The organism is Aeromonas sp. sia0103, assembly GCF_963895295.1.
Classification (GTDB): Bacteria; Pseudomonadota; Gammaproteobacteria; order Enterobacterales; family Aeromonadaceae; genus Aeromonas; species Aeromonas encheleia.
The window spans coordinates 42,249-55,318 of the sequence record NZ_CAWQKG010000044.1; the positions used below are offsets into that span (position 1 = coordinate 42,249).

Annotated in this window: 11 protein-coding genes and 1 pseudogene; 4 read left to right on the forward strand and 8 right to left on the reverse strand. The window is 63.4% G+C overall.

The genetic code is table 11. The features are described from left to right. Positions 1-90: 90 nt before the first annotated feature. The 5 genes and pseudogenes from cysC to cysG all read right to left on the reverse strand — a co-directional run bounded on the left by cysC (position 91) and on the right by cysG (position 6,356). On the reverse strand, positions 91-684 hold the full coding sequence (gene cysC, locus AACW18_RS14165; RefSeq protein ID WP_218389035.1) for an adenylyl-sulfate kinase: 594 nt from the start codon (positions 682-684) through the stop codon (positions 91-93). Between the two features lie 49 nt (positions 685-733). Beyond that, positions 734-2,458, reverse strand: coding sequence for an SLC13 family permease (locus AACW18_RS14170; protein WP_218389036.1), 1,725 nt, complete (start codon positions 2,456-2,458; stop codon positions 734-736). A 4-nt stretch (positions 2,459-2,462) separates the two neighbouring features. Continuing rightward, positions 2,463-3,893 carry a sulfate adenylyltransferase subunit CysN gene (cysN, locus tag AACW18_RS14175; RefSeq protein ID WP_218389185.1) on the reverse strand — a complete coding sequence of 477 codons (1,431 nt, stop codon included), beginning with the start codon at positions 3,891-3,893 and terminating at the stop codon, positions 2,463-2,465. A 22-nt stretch (positions 3,894-3,915) separates the two neighbouring features. Then, positions 3,916-4,830: pseudogene (gene cysD / locus AACW18_RS14180) on the reverse strand (sulfate adenylyltransferase subunit CysD); the annotation flags it as partial. Between the two features lie 95 nt (positions 4,831-4,925). Next, complete coding sequence (gene cysG / locus AACW18_RS14185) at positions 4,926-6,356, reverse strand: siroheme synthase CysG (protein ID WP_218389037.1); 1,431 nt, start codon at positions 6,354-6,356, stop codon at positions 4,926-4,928. A gap of 198 nt (positions 6,357-6,554) precedes the next feature. On the opposite strand from cysG, the gene AACW18_RS14190 reads away from it, so the two are divergent. Together AACW18_RS14190 and AACW18_RS14195 are read left to right on the forward strand one after the other, a co-directional pair. Beyond that, positions 6,555-7,478, forward strand: coding sequence for an SPFH domain-containing protein (locus AACW18_RS14190; protein WP_042653014.1), 924 nt, complete (start codon positions 6,555-6,557; stop codon positions 7,476-7,478). Beyond that, positions 7,475-7,930, forward strand: coding sequence for an NfeD family protein (locus AACW18_RS14195; protein ID WP_218389038.1), 456 nt, complete (start codon positions 7,475-7,477; stop codon positions 7,928-7,930). The genes AACW18_RS14190 and AACW18_RS14195 overlap by 4 nt, the downstream gene beginning before the upstream one ends. A gap of 91 nt (positions 7,931-8,021) precedes the next feature. On the opposite strand, the gene AACW18_RS14200 is transcribed toward AACW18_RS14195, so the two are convergent. The 3 genes from AACW18_RS14200 to AACW18_RS14210 form a co-directional block, all read right to left on the reverse strand. Then, complete coding sequence (locus AACW18_RS14200; protein ID WP_025328222.1) at positions 8,022-8,255, reverse strand: hypothetical protein; 234 nt, start codon at positions 8,253-8,255, stop codon at positions 8,022-8,024. A gap of 298 nt (positions 8,256-8,553) precedes the next feature. Then, complete coding sequence (locus AACW18_RS14205) at positions 8,554-9,603, reverse strand: oxidoreductase (protein WP_042653016.1); 1,050 nt, start codon at positions 9,601-9,603, stop codon at positions 8,554-8,556. A 177-nt stretch (positions 9,604-9,780) separates the two neighbouring features. Further along, positions 9,781-10,947, reverse strand: coding sequence for a multidrug effflux MFS transporter (locus tag AACW18_RS14210; RefSeq protein ID WP_042653017.1), 1,167 nt, complete (start codon positions 10,945-10,947; stop codon positions 9,781-9,783). Between the two features lie 235 nt (positions 10,948-11,182). On the opposite strand from AACW18_RS14210, the gene AACW18_RS14215 reads away from it, so the two are divergent. Both AACW18_RS14215 and hemW read left to right on the forward strand, forming a co-directional pair. Further along, positions 11,183-11,779, forward strand: a complete 597-nt coding sequence (locus tag AACW18_RS14215) for an XTP/dITP diphosphatase (RefSeq protein ID WP_042653018.1) — start codon at positions 11,183-11,185, stop codon at positions 11,777-11,779. A gap of 92 nt (positions 11,780-11,871) precedes the next feature. Beyond that, on the forward strand, positions 11,872-13,017 hold the full coding sequence (gene hemW, locus AACW18_RS14220; RefSeq protein WP_218291654.1) for a radical SAM family heme chaperone HemW: 1,146 nt from the start codon (positions 11,872-11,874) through the stop codon (positions 13,015-13,017). The last annotated feature ends 53 nt before the right edge of the window (positions 13,018-13,070 follow it).

Sequence of the window (13,070 nt, forward strand, 5' to 3'; positions counted from 1 at the left end):
TCAAACACGTGTCAGCAACAATGGAATAGCTGAACTAACAAGGGGGAAAACGCCCCCTTGTTTATTTATGTTCGGTATGAGCAATCGCCCTCAGCCGATCAACCCCCGCTGCCTTAGAGCAGTCAGCAACTCATCCACCAGAGCATCCACCGGCTTGCCGGCGTTAAGCAGGTGAATTTCCGGTTGTTCCGGTGCCTCATAGGCGGAGTCGATGCCGGTAAAGTTGCGAATTTCCCCCGCCCGTGCCTTCTTGTAGAGCCCCTTGGGATCGCGCTCTTCACAGACGGCGAGCGGCGCATCCACAAACACCTCGACAAACTCGTCGGCGCCCAGCAGATTGCGCACCAGCTCCCGCTCGGCGCGGAACGGCGAGATAAAGGCGGTGAGCACGATCAGCCCCGCATCCACCATGAGCTTTGCCACTTCGCCGACCCGGCGGATATTCTCCTGACGGGCGGCATCATCGAAGCCGAGATCCCCGCACAGGCCATGGCGCACGTTGTCCCCATCCAGCAGATAGGTGTGCTTGCCCTCGGCCGCCAGCGCCTGCTCCAGCGCCCCGGCCAGGGTGGACTTGCCTGCCCCGGAGAGCCCGGTAAACCAGATCACCAGCGGCTTTTGTCCCTTCAATTCAGAGCGGCTCTGTTTGTCGACGGCATGGGCATGCCACACGATATTGCTCATTCAAACTCCTTGCGAGGCAGCAGGGCCCCAAAACGAAGAGGGTGGCGCCTCAGAACGGAAACAGCAGGGGCACCATGCAGATCACCCCCAGGCTGTAGGCCAGCGACACCGGCAGCGCCAGCTTGAGGTAGTCCGGCATCTTGTAGTTACCCGCCGCATAGACCATCAGGTTGGTCTGGTAGCCATAGGGCAGTATGAAGCTGGAGCTGGCACCAAACAGCACCGCCAGAATGAACGGCATGGTCGACACGTCCATGCTGAGCGCCAGCTGGTAGCCCATGGGGAAGGCCAAAGCGGCGGCGGCGTTGTTGCTCATCAGCTCGGTCAGCACCAAGGTAAACAGATAGATACCGATAAAGGCGATGAGCGGGCTGGCGCCGTTGAACTCCCCCATCAGCCAGTCGGCGATGACCCGGGCCAGACCGCTGTGCTCCAGCTGATCGGCGATGGCGAGCGCGCCCCCCACCACCAGCCAGATGTCGAGGGGGAAGCGACGACGGATCTCGTCCAGGGTCAGAATGCGGCTGAACAGCAGCACCACCAGCATCACCAGCAGCCCCTTGAACAGCGGCACCAGCTCGAACACCGACAGCGCCAGCACCCCGATAAAGCCCAGCACTACGGCGGCGCTGCGGCTGCCATCGAGCCGGGTGGAGGCTTCCAGCCCGCTCACCACCACGAACTCCCGCGACAGGGACTTGTTGCTGGCAAACTTGGGGCCGGGCGCTAGCAGCAGGGTATCGCCGGCGTGCAGCTCAATCTGGCCGAGGCCGCCGGTGAGCTGGGTCTCGCCACGGCGCACCGCCAGCACCACCGCATCGAAGTGGGTGCGAAACTCGGCATCCTTGATGGATTGCCCCACCAGTCGCGAGCTGTGGCTGACGATCACCTCCACCAGATGCTGGCCATTGAGCCGGTGCTGGCCGTAGAGATCCAGCCCCTTGAGCTCCTGCAGCACACCGACGCTCTCCACGTCGCCGCAAAACAGCAGCATGTCCCCCTCGTGCAGCTCGTGTTCCGGCTGCACCGGGCAGATCACCTGATCGCCGCGAATGATCTCCGCCAGATAGAGGCTCTTGAGGCTGCGCAGGCCGTTCTCCTTGACGCTGCGCCCGGCCAGCGGCGAGCCGGGGCCCACCTTGGCCTCGAGGAAGTAGCCGGACTCCCGGCTCATCTCGGTGTCCTGCTCCGGCAGGTGGCGCGCGAACAGCAGCACGGCCACCAGACCGGTCAGCAGCGTCCCTGCTCCCACCATGAAGAAGTCGAACATGCCGAGCGGCGGGGCCCCCATCTTGATGAGGAAGCTGTTGACGATGAGGTTGGTGGAGGTGCCGATCAGGGTCAGCACGCCGCCGAAGGTGGCGGCGAAGCACATGGGCAGCAGCAGCCGGGAGGGGGCATGGTTGGGGTTGCGTTTGACGGCCCCCAGCATGGAGGCCACCACGGCGGTGTTGTTGACGAAGGCCGACAGGAAGGCGGTGGAGAACCACAGCTTCACCAGCACCTTGTTGAAGGAGCCGGTGCCCACCAGGTTGGCGAACCAGCTCATGACCCGGGTCTTCTCCACCGCCAGCGACACCAGCAGCAACAGCACCAGGGTCAGCAGGGCGCTGTTGGTGTAGCCCGCCACCACGGCGTTGATGTCTGCCAGCCCGCTCAGGTAGGTGATGAGCACGGCGCCCGAGAACAGCAGCGCCGGACGGAGTTTGCCCTGGATCAGCAGGGCCACGAGCGCAGCCAGCAGACCCAGCACCAGGGATTGTTGCCAGGTCATGGGCTCATTCCTTTCCGATGGCGAGGGCTTGCCAGTGCGGGAAGTGCTTGCGCACCAGGGCGTTGAGCTCGATCTCGAACTCGCTGTAGTGCCCTGCTCTGCCAGCAAGAGTCGCCACTTTCGCGGCCAACCCTTCCACTATCATGCCCGCCCCGACGGTGACGTTGGTCAGCCGGTCGATCAGGATGAAGCTGCCGGTGTCGCGGATATCCGTATAGGGATCGTACGCCACCGGGTCGGTGAGGCTCAGCTCGCACAGGCCGATCTCGTTGAGCTTGAGCTCGCTCGCAGGCAACTCGTCCAGCTTGTTGATCTCGATGCGATGGCGGATGGCCTCCACCTGACCGCGGCTCTTCTTGGTGGCCAGCTTGACGTCATAGACCCGGCCCGGTTGCAGGGACTCCTCCCCCATCCAGACGATGTGGGCCAGCAGGTTCTGGGTGACCTGAGGTTGCCGTGCGGCATCCACCAGCAGATCGCCGCGACTGATGTCGATCTCGTCGGCGAAGGTGACCGTGATGGCCTGACCCGGCAGGGCGTAGTCCAGATCCCCGTCGAAGGTGACGATGCGGGTGACAGTGCTCTGCTTGCCGGACGGCAGCACCGCCAGCCGGTCGCCGACCCGCAGGATGCCGGCGGCGAGGGTGCCCGCGAAGCCGCGAAAATCCAGGTTGGGGCGGCTGACATACTGCACCGGCAGGCGCACCGGATGGCGCTCCAGCTCGCGCTCCACCTCGGCATTCTCCAGCAGGGAGAGCAGGGTCTCCCCCTGATACCAGGCCAGCTTGTCGCTCGGGTTGACCACGTTGTCACCGTCCAGCGCCGAGACCGGCACAATCTGGATGTTGTCGACGCTGAGCTTGCTGGCGAACTCCCGATACTCGGCGCTGATGCGCTCGAACACCTGCTGGCTGAACTCCACCAGATCCATCTTGTTGACCGCCACCACGAACTGCTTGATGCCGAGCAGACTGGCGATGAAGCTGTGGCGGCGGGTCTGATCCAGCACCCCCTTGCGAGCATCGATGAGGATGATGGCGAGATCGCAGGTGGAGGCGCCGGTCGCCATGTTGCGGGTGTACTGCTCGTGGCCCGGGGTGTCGGAGATGATGAACTTGCGTTTCGCCGTCGAGAAATAGCGGTAGGCCACGTCTATGGTGATGCCCTGCTCGCGCTCGGCTTGCAGGCCGTCCACCAGCAGCGCCAGATCGAGTTTCTCGCCCGTGGTGCCGAGCTTCTGGCTGTCGGATTCCAGCGCCTTGAGCTGATCTTCATAGATCTGCTGGGAGTCGTGCAGCAGGCGACCGATGAGGGTGCTCTTGCCGTCGTCCACGCTGCCGCAGGTGAGAAAGCGCAGCAGGCTCTTGTGCTGCTGGGCGTGCAGGTAGGCTTCGATGCCCTGTTCGGTGATGGCGGTCTGAATATGGTTGTTCATTCTGTTAGACATGGCGGACTCCTTAGAAATATCCCTGACGCTTCTTCTGCTCCATGGAGCCGGCCTGATCGTGGTCGATCAATCGTCCCTGCCGCTCGCTCGAGGTGGTGAGCAGCATCTCCTCGATGATCTCCGGCAGGGTGGTGGCATTGGACTCGATGGCCCCGGTCAGCGGGTAGCAGCCGAGGGTGCGGAAACGCACCAGCTCCTGCTTCACCTCGTCTTCCGGGCCTATGGGCATGCGCTCGTCGTCCACCATGATCTTGATGCCGCTGCGCTCCACCACGGGACGCACGGCGGCGAAGTAGAGCGGCACTATGTCGATGTTTTCCAGATAGATGTATTGCCAGATATCCAGCTCGGTCCAGTTGGAGAGCGGGAACACCCGGATGCTCTCCCCCTTGTTGACCTGGCCGTTGTAGACCCGCCACAGCTCGGGCCGCTGGTTCTTGGGATCCCAGCGGTGGGACTTGTCACGGAAGGAGTAGACCCGCTCCTTGGCACGGGACTTCTCCTCGTCGCGACGGGCACCACCGAAGGCGGCATCGAAGCCGTACTTGTTGAGCGCCTGCTTGAGCCCCTCGGTCTTCATGATGTCGGTGTGCTTGCCGCTGCCGTGCACGAAGGGGTTGATGTCCATGGCCAGACCGTCCGGGTTCTTGTGGACGATGAGATCCAGCCCGTACTTCTCGGCGGTCTCGTCGCGGAACTTGATCATCTCCTTGAACTTCCAGTTGGTGTCCACGTGCAGCAGCGGGAAGGGGATCTTGCCCGGGTAGAAGGCCTTGCGCGCCAGGTGCAGCATGACGGAGGAGTCCTTGCCGATGGAGTACATCATCACCGGGTTTTCGAATTCGGCAGCCACCTCGCGGATGATGTGGATGCTCTCGGCCTCCAGTTGCTGCAGATGTGTCAGTCTTTCACGATCCATGTCTTGGTCCTCGGTATTGCTGTCACGCCGGGGCGTGGTTCGGGTTCAGTTCGGTGCCGCCATGGCCGCACCGTCAAATCGATTCGTTTCGCTATGCGGACTCAGGCCAGCTTGACCAGCTTCAGGTCACTGCCGTTGAGGTCGGGACCGGTCTGCTCGCCACTCTTCTCCCCAAACCAGGCCAGCTGCTGGCGCAGGGCCACCACCTCGCCGATGACGATGAGCGAGGGGCTCTCGGCCTGAGCGGCCAGGACAGCCAAGTCGGCGAGCGTGCCGGTCAACACCCGCTGGCACGGCTGGGTGCCCCGCTCGATGATGGCGATGGGGGTGGCGGCGCTGCGACCGTGGTTCACCAGCTGCTGCTGGATGTGCTCGGAGCGCATCAGCCCCATGTAGACAACTAAGGTCTGGCTGGTGGCGGCGAGCTGCTGCCAGTCGGGCTCCTTGCCCTCCTGCTGGCAGTGGCCGGTGATGAAGACGGCGCTCTGGGCATGGTCGCGATGGGTCAAGGGGATGCCGGCGTAGGCGGTGGCACCGGCGGCGGCCGTGATGCCCGGCACCACTGAGAAGGGGATCCCTTCTGCGGCCAGCACCTCCAGCTCCTCGCCACCGCGGCCGAACATGAAGGGATCGCCCCCCTTGAGCCGCACCACCCGGTTGCCCGCCTTGGCGTATTGCACCAGCAGGCGATTGGTCTCCTCCTGGGGCACGCTGTGGGCGCCGGCCTTCTTGCCGACCGACACCAGGGTCGCATCCCGGCGCACCAGATCCAGGATCTCCGGGGAGACCAGCTGGTCATAGAGCACCACTTCGGCCTGCTGGATCTGCTGCAGCGCCTTGAGGGTCAGCAGACCCGGATCGCCGGGGCCCGCCCCCACCAGCACCACCTCGCCGACCTCGCTTTGGGCCTTGTCCAGCCCCTCATTGAGCCAGCGTTCGGCACCCTGCCAGTCCTGCTTCTCGATCAAACTGGCGAGGTTGTTGGAGGCGAAGGCCCGCTCCCAGAAACGGCGGCGATCCGAGATGGAGGCGAGCAGCTGCTTGGCCTTGCCGCGCACCCGGCCGGAGAGCTCCGCCAGCCCGCCCAGATGGCGGGGCAGCAGACTTTCGAGCCGCTCGCGCAGCAACCGCACCAGCACCGGTGCCTTGCCGCCGCTGGAGACGGCGACCATCAGCGGGGATCTGTCTATGATGGAGGGGAAGATGAAGCTGGAACGGACAGGGTCGTCCACCACATTGACGAACAGGCCGAGCCGGTTGGCGCTCTGGTAGACCAGGGCATTGACCTCGAGATCGTCGGTGGCGGCCACCACCAGCTGCTGGCCCGCCAGATGCGCTGGGGTGAAACGCTCGGCAAGGTGGGTGAAACGGCCGGAAAATTCGGCAAAGCCAGACTCGAGTTCGGGTGAGATCAGGGTCAGTCTGGCACCCGCCGCCAGCAGCAGGCGCGCCTTGCGCAGGGCCACCTCGCCCCCGCCCACCAGCAGTACCGGGCGGCCTTCCAACTTGGCAAACATAGGTAAATAATCCATTTCGACCCATTCCTCGGCACACGACGACATCTGGGGCGACTATAGGCAGGCTGCTTATTCCTTCAAAATAATAAAAAATGCTCTTTAATGCGTTTTAGTAATTAGCAAAGCCGTGTCATGGCAAAGCCGAGCGAATGTCCTTGTGGTGTTTCCCACCAGACCCTAGGCTAGTGAAAGTGTTTCATAAGGAGCTTGATAATGAATGAGTCATTGATTGTATTGGGGATCTTCGTATTCCTGGTACTCGCTACCCTGAGTGCCGGCATCAAGATAGTGCCCCAGGGTTACAACTGGACAGTGGAGCGCTTCGGTCGCTACACCCGCACCCTGACCCCCGGTCTCAACCTGCTCATTCCCTATGTGGACAGGGTCGGCCACAAGATCATCATGATGGAGCAGGTGCTGGATATCCCACCGCAGGAGGTGATCTCCCGGGACAACGCCAACGTCACCATAGACGCCATCAGCTTCGTGCAGGTGGTGGATGCCCGCAAGGGCGCCTACGAGGTCAACGACCTGACCAGCGCCATCAGAAACCTCACCATGACCAACATGCGGACCGTGCTGGGCGCCATGGAGCTGGACGAGATGCTCTCCCAGCGCGACACCATCAACGAGAAGCTGCTGCGCACCATGGATGCCGCCACCGCCCCCTGGGGCATCAAGGTAACCCGGATCGAGATCAAGGATGTGCGCCCACCGCTGGCGCTGGTGGAGGCCATGAACGCCCAGATGAAGGCCGAGCGGCAGAAACGGGCCGAGATACTGGAGGCCGAAGGGGTGCGTCAGTCCAAGATCCTGAAGGCGGAAGGCGAGAAGCAGTCCCAGATCCTCAAGGCCGAGGGTGAACGTCAGGCCGCCTTCCTCGCCGCCGAAGCCCGGGAACGCGCCGCCGAGGCGGAGGCCAAGGCGACCAACATGGTCTCCAAAGCCATCGCCGAGGGGGATATGCAGGCCATCAACTACTTCGTGGCCCAGAAATACACAGAGGCACTGGCCCGCATCGGTGAAGGCCCCAACAGCAAGATCATCATGATGCCGCTGGAGGCGGGCAGCCTGATCGGCTCGGTGGCCGGCATGGCCGAACTGTTCAACAAGGATGGCAAGGGCAGCAAATCATGACAGCCCTGCTGGAGGGGCTGACCCACTGGCACTGGCTGGGGCTCGGCTGCGTGCTGCTGGCCATAGAGGTGCTGGGCTCGGTGGGCTTCCTGCTCTGGACCGGCATAGCCGCGCTGGAGGTGGGCTTGTTGCTGCTGCTCTGGCCCTTCGGCTGGCAGGCGCAGCTGCTGCTGTTTGCGGCGCAGTCCCTGCTGACCACCTGGGCCTGGTGGCGCTGGCAGCATCAACGGGATCGCTCGGGGCAAGATGCCGCCGCCCCCATCAACGAGCGGATGCAGAGCTATCTGGGGCGGGAGCTGACCCTGCTGGACGCGGTGGAACAGGGCATGAGCCGGGTCCATCTGGACGACACCGTCTGGACGGTGCGCTGCCCGGTCCCGCTGCCGGCGGGCAGCCGGGTCAGGGTGGTGGGGGCCGACTCCCACATCCTGCTGGTCGAGCCGCTGCCCTGATCGCCGCCGCGCTGCCGGCCAGATCGGCTCTTGCCCATAAAAAAACGGGCCCGGCGTTACCGCCGGGCCCGTTTTCAGATGAGGTGCAGGCTTAGTTGGCCTTGGCATCGCTCACTGCAGCTTCCGCCTTGGTGGCTACGTCAGCAGCAGCTTTCTCGACGGTAGCAGAGGCTTCGGAAGCAGCCTTCTCTACGGTAGAAGCAGCTTCGCTAACAGTTGCAGCAACGTCGGCGGCCGGAGTAGCAGCCGGAGCGGCAGCTTCTTCTTTCTGACCACAGGCGGTCAACATCAGACCCAGGATACCGGCTACCAGTACTTTGTTCATGTGCATACCCTCAAAAAAAGTGGAGAGATGGTCTTGATAACCATCACTGTGCGTCCTCACCCCCGGTAAAAGAGCCATACACCGAGGGCCAAGAGGCGCGCGAAATATAGCGCCATATGCCGCCAATGAAAACGCGTATCACAATAATATTTTCTCGTTGCCTGGATGAAAAGAACTACTGCAACGACAACTGTTAATGTAATACGCCACGATTGAGGCGCTCTCCCATGACAAAACAGCGCCATCAGGGCAATTGTTAGCCATCAATTGCCTTTTTATCTCGCCGGTCCGAGCCGACTCAGTCAGACAGCTTCTGACAAATCAGCCGTTTACCCTGGCTATGGCTCTCCTGAGCCAGATCCAGCAGCGCCATCACCGCCAGGGCTTCCGCCGCCGGCACCGGATTGGCCCCCTTGCCGGTGATGGCGGCACAGATACCGCGGTAATAGGCGCCATAGTCACCCGCTTCGCCCGCCACTGCGGTTTGCTGCGGCTGACCATCCAGGATGCGGCTGAGCAGACCCGGCTCGGGATCCCGGCCCCAGTCCGCCAGAGGCGGCCGCAGGCCGAGCTTGAGCTGCTCCTCCTGCACGTCCATTCCGAACTTGATGAAGGAGCCCGTGCTGCCGTGGATCACGAAGCGGGGCATGGTGGCGGACACCAGGCAGCTGCCGTGCAGGATCACCCGCAGCGCGCCATAGCCCAGCACCACGTGGAAGTAGTCATCGCTCAGCGCCCCCGGACGCTGCTGCGCCAGGTCCGCCTGGATCCAGTCTGGCTGACCGAACAGTTGCAGCGACTGATCCAGGATGTGGGGACCGAGATCGAACCACAGACCCGATCCCGGGCCGCCCGCCTCCCGCCAGCGCTGGCGTACCTCGGGACGATAGCGATCGAAGTGGGATTCAAACTGGGCGATCTGCCCCAGTGCCCCCTCCGCCAGCAGGCGGCGCACCGTGAGGAAGTCCCCGTCCCAGCGCCGGTTGTGGAAGATGCTGAGCAGCAACTGTTGTTTATCCGCCAGCGCCACCAGCGCCTCGGCCTCGGCCAGATCCAGGGCGAACGGCTTGTCGATCACCACGTGCTTGCCAGCCAGCAACGCCTTGCGGGCGATGGGGGCATGGGTATCGTTCGGCGTGGCGATCACCACCAGATCGACAGTGCTGTCGGCCAGCACCTCCTCCAGCGAACCCACCAGGCAACCGGGTAACTCGGCCTGCACCTTGGCCGCATCCCGGCTCACCACCCAGCGCAGGGAGAGGCCCGGCGTGCTGGTCAGGAAGGGGGCATGAAAGGTCTGGCCTGCGAAACCATAGCCCACCAGGGCGGCGTTGATTGTCTGACTCATGGGATTCTCCGCTGAACTCTGTCCATTATGATAAGCGTCTGGCGACTGCGCGCCCAAAAAACAAGGGGGCCGAAGCCCCCGCTTGCACTCATCAGAGCACAGGATTTATTGCCAGTACAAGCGCCGTTATCCATCAAGCCGCGGCGCTGTCAGCCCCTGTCATCAGGCGGCAGCGGATCAGGGCTGCAGGCAGAGCCGACGACCGCGCCTGGTCAGCAACAGCAGCAGAGGCGGCAACAGCAGCCACATGTGTAGCGCCAGCTGGTTGAGGGGATCCGGCATCAGCCAACCGGTCAGTCCAACCAAAGCACCGGAGCCGCTCATCTGGAACAGGCCGAGCAGGGCCGCCGCGGTGCCGGCGCAGTGGCCAAAGGGGGCCAGCGCCATGCCAGCCGCCGCTCCCAGCACCATGGCAAAGCCGATGCTGGAGAAGAATACGGGTCCCATCATGGCCAGTGGATGCTCGATGTGCTGCACCAGGGTCAGCGCGATGGCCGACAGGCAGATCACCAGCAGCCCGATGCGCAGGGTGCGCCTCGGTCCCACTCTGGCGATGAAGCGCGGCGCCAGGAAGCAGGCCAGGATGTTCAGCGCCGCATTGGCGGTAAACCAGTAGCTGAAGCCGCTCATGTCGAGGCCGAGCTTCACCATCAACTGCACAGGCGCGGCGGTGACATAGGCCAGGATCACCGCCATCGCCAACATGCAGAGGCTGGCGTTGAACAGGAAGCTGGGGGAGCTCAGCACCGGGCGGTAACGGGACCAGCTGATAAGGGCCCCCTCGCTGCTAGTCTCCTCGGGGCGGGTCTCCGGCATGCGCCACAGCAGCCAGCTGCCGACCACCACCGCATAACCGGCCATGAACCAGAAGTTCGCCGACCAGCCCGCCTTGGCGGTGAGCCAGCCGCCGAGCAGCGGCGCCAGCGCGGGGATGAAGCAGATGGCGCCGTTCAGGTAGGAGATCATCTGGCCGCTCTTCTTGGGGCCATAACTGTCACGCACCACGGAGAAGGCGGCGACCGAGGTGGCGCAGGCCCCGAAGCCTTGCAGCACTCGCGCCAGCATCAGCTCACCCAGGCTGGCGGCGAAGCCAGCGGCCAGGGCGCTCAGGCCATAGAGTAGCACGCCGCCCAGGGCGATGGGCTTGCGGCCGTAGCGGTCGGCGAGCGGCCCCACCAGCAGTTGGCCCAACCCCATGCTGAACAGGAACCAGGTGATGGTGCCCTGCATCAGCGTCACCTCGGCACCGAGCCGCTCGGCCATCTGCGGTATGGCAGGCAGATAGATGTCGATGGCCAGCGGGCTGAACAGCACCAGGAGTACAAGCAGAAGAATCAATGGCATCAGTCACCTCAAGCCTAGGGAATATCGATTGGTGCGCGAGTCTACTGACTCAGAGTAATGAATTGAAATGGTATTTAATCACTTTGGTTATTCCTATATGGAAACATGCATCTCATCCACTCCTCCGAGCAGCCCAGCTGCGATGCGGCATGCTCCCCTGTCGGGGGTAATTGGCGCTTTGACTAAACGCCCGCCCCGCATAGAATGCGCAGATTATTTTTTGCGGAGGTGCGTGATGAGCAAGCTTGTCCTGGCAACAGGTAACCAGAAGAAGGTGAAGGAGTTGGCCGCCATGCTGGCCGATATGAAGATCCAGGTGATCCCGCAGAGCGAATTTGCGGTCTCCGATGCCGAAGAGACCGGCACCACCTTCGTCGAGAATGCCATCATCAAGGCCCGCCACGCCGCCCGCATCACCGGCCTGCCCGCCGTCGCCGACGACTCCGGCCTGGAAGTGGATCTGCTGCACGGTCGCCCCGGCGTCTACTCCGCCCGCTTCGCCGGTGAGCAGGCCAGCGACAAGGACAACATCGACAAGCTGCTGGGGGAGCTGCAGGGTGCGCCCGACTACCTCAAGAGCGCCCGCTTCTGGTGCGTGCTGGTCTACATGCGCCACGCCGACGATCCCACCCCCATCATCTGCCAGGCGAGCTGGGAGGGGATGATCATCGACGAACCCCGCGGCCAGCACGGCTTCGGTTACGATCCCGTGTTCTTCGTACCCGATCACGACTGCACCTCGGCCCAGATGCCGAGCGAGCTGAAGAACCAGCTCAGCCACCGTGGTCAGGCGCTGGCCAAGCTGAAGGCCGCCCTGGCCGCGGCGCACTGAGCCCGGACAAGGCGCCGGGATACGCCGGCAAGCATTTCATCTACAATGGGGGCCGTCAGCCCCCGTTTTGATTTTTGATTATTGGAAACCCCATGTTGCAACTGCCGCCCCTCTCCCTCTATATCCATGTGCCCTGGTGCGTCCAGAAGTGCCCCTACTGCGACTTCAACTCCCACGCCCAGAAGGGGGAACTGCCCCACCTCGAGTACGTGGCCGCCCTGCTGGAGGATCTGGATCTGGATCTGAAGTGGGCCCAGGGGCGAGCGCTCTCCTCCATCTTCATCGGCGGGGGCACCCCCAGCCTGCTGAGCGTGGAAGCCATGCAGACCCTGCTGGACGGAGTGCGGGCCCGCATCGCGCTGACCCCGGATTGCGAGATCACCATGGAGGCCAACCCCGGCACGGTGGAGGCGGACAAGTTCGCCGGCTTCAAGCGGGCGGGTATCAACCGCATCTCCATCGGGGTGCAGAGCTTCCAGCAGGAGAAGCTGAGCCGGCTCGGCCGCATCCACGGCCCGGAGGAGGCACGCAAGGCCGCCGCCCTGGCCCACGCCATTGAGCTGCCCACCTTCAACCTGGATCTGATGCACGGCCTGCCGGATCAGAGCCTGGACGATGCGCTCTACGATCTGCAGCAGGCCATCGACTGCGCGCCGCCCCACCTCTCCTGGTATCAGCTCACCATAGAGCCGAACACGGCCTTCGCCTCCAAGCCGCCGCGGCTGCCGGAAGACGATCTGCTGTGGGACATCTATGAGCAGGGCCACGCCATGCTCACCGCCCAGGGCTACCACCAGTACGAGATCTCGGCCTACGCCAGGGAGGGCTATCAGTGCCGTCACAACCTCAACTACTGGCGTTTCGGCGACTACCTGGGGATCGGCTGCGGTGCCCACGGCAAGGTGACGGATCTCGCCAACCAGCGGATCCTGCGCAGCGCCAAGGTGAAGCATCCCAAGGGCTACCTGGACCCGGCCCGTCCCTACCTGGACAACCAGTGGCAGGTGACCGAGGACGATCTGCCGCTGGAGTACTTCATGAACCGGTTCCGGCTGTTCGAACGAGCCCCCAAGGCGGAGTTCGAGGCCTATACCGGTCTGCCACTGGAGCGGGTGGAAACCATGCTGGCCATCGCCCAGACCAAGGAGCTGATCGAAGACTTGGGGGATTGCTGGCAGCTGACGGCCCTCGGCCACCGCTACCTGAATGTGCTGCTCGAGCTCTTTATGGATGAGTGAGGTGGCTCCGGACCTTCCTCTCTCTCGATAACAAAACAGGGCGTCAATGACGC

What these genes read in the sequence shown, in the direction of transcription:
- cysN (WP_218389185.1), bottom strand. Translation starts at nt 3,893, where the DNA reads ATGAACAACCATATTCAGACCGCCATCACCGAACAGGGCATCGAAGCC.
- hemW (WP_218291654.1), top strand. Translation starts at nt 11,872, where the DNA reads ATGTTGCAACTGCCGCCCCTCTCCCTCTATATCCATGTGCCCTGGTGC.
- AACW18_RS14210 (WP_042653017.1), bottom strand. Translation starts at nt 10,947, where the DNA reads ATGCCATTGATTCTTCTGCTTGTACTCCTGGTGCTGTTCAGCCCGCTG.
- cysC (WP_218389035.1), bottom strand. Translation starts at nt 684, where the DNA reads ATGAGCAATATCGTGTGGCATGCCCATGCCGTCGACAAACAGAGCCGC.
- AACW18_RS14170 (WP_218389036.1), bottom strand. Translation starts at nt 2,458, where the DNA reads ATGACCTGGCAACAATCCCTGGTGCTGGGTCTGCTGGCTGCGCTCGTG.
- AACW18_RS14205 (WP_042653016.1), bottom strand. Translation starts at nt 9,603, where the DNA reads ATGAGTCAGACAATCAACGCCGCCCTGGTGGGCTATGGTTTCGCAGGC.
- cysG (WP_218389037.1), bottom strand. Translation starts at nt 6,356, where the DNA reads ATGGATTATTTACCTATGTTTGCCAAGTTGGAAGGCCGCCCGGTACTG.
- AACW18_RS14195 (WP_218389038.1), top strand. Translation starts at nt 7,475, where the DNA reads ATGACAGCCCTGCTGGAGGGGCTGACCCACTGGCACTGGCTGGGGCTC.
- AACW18_RS14200 (WP_025328222.1), bottom strand. Translation starts at nt 8,255, where the DNA reads ATGAACAAAGTACTGGTAGCCGGTATCCTGGGTCTGATGTTGACCGCC.
- AACW18_RS14190 (WP_042653014.1), top strand. Translation starts at nt 6,555, where the DNA reads ATGAATGAGTCATTGATTGTATTGGGGATCTTCGTATTCCTGGTACTC.
- AACW18_RS14215 (WP_042653018.1), top strand. Translation starts at nt 11,183, where the DNA reads ATGAGCAAGCTTGTCCTGGCAACAGGTAACCAGAAGAAGGTGAAGGAG.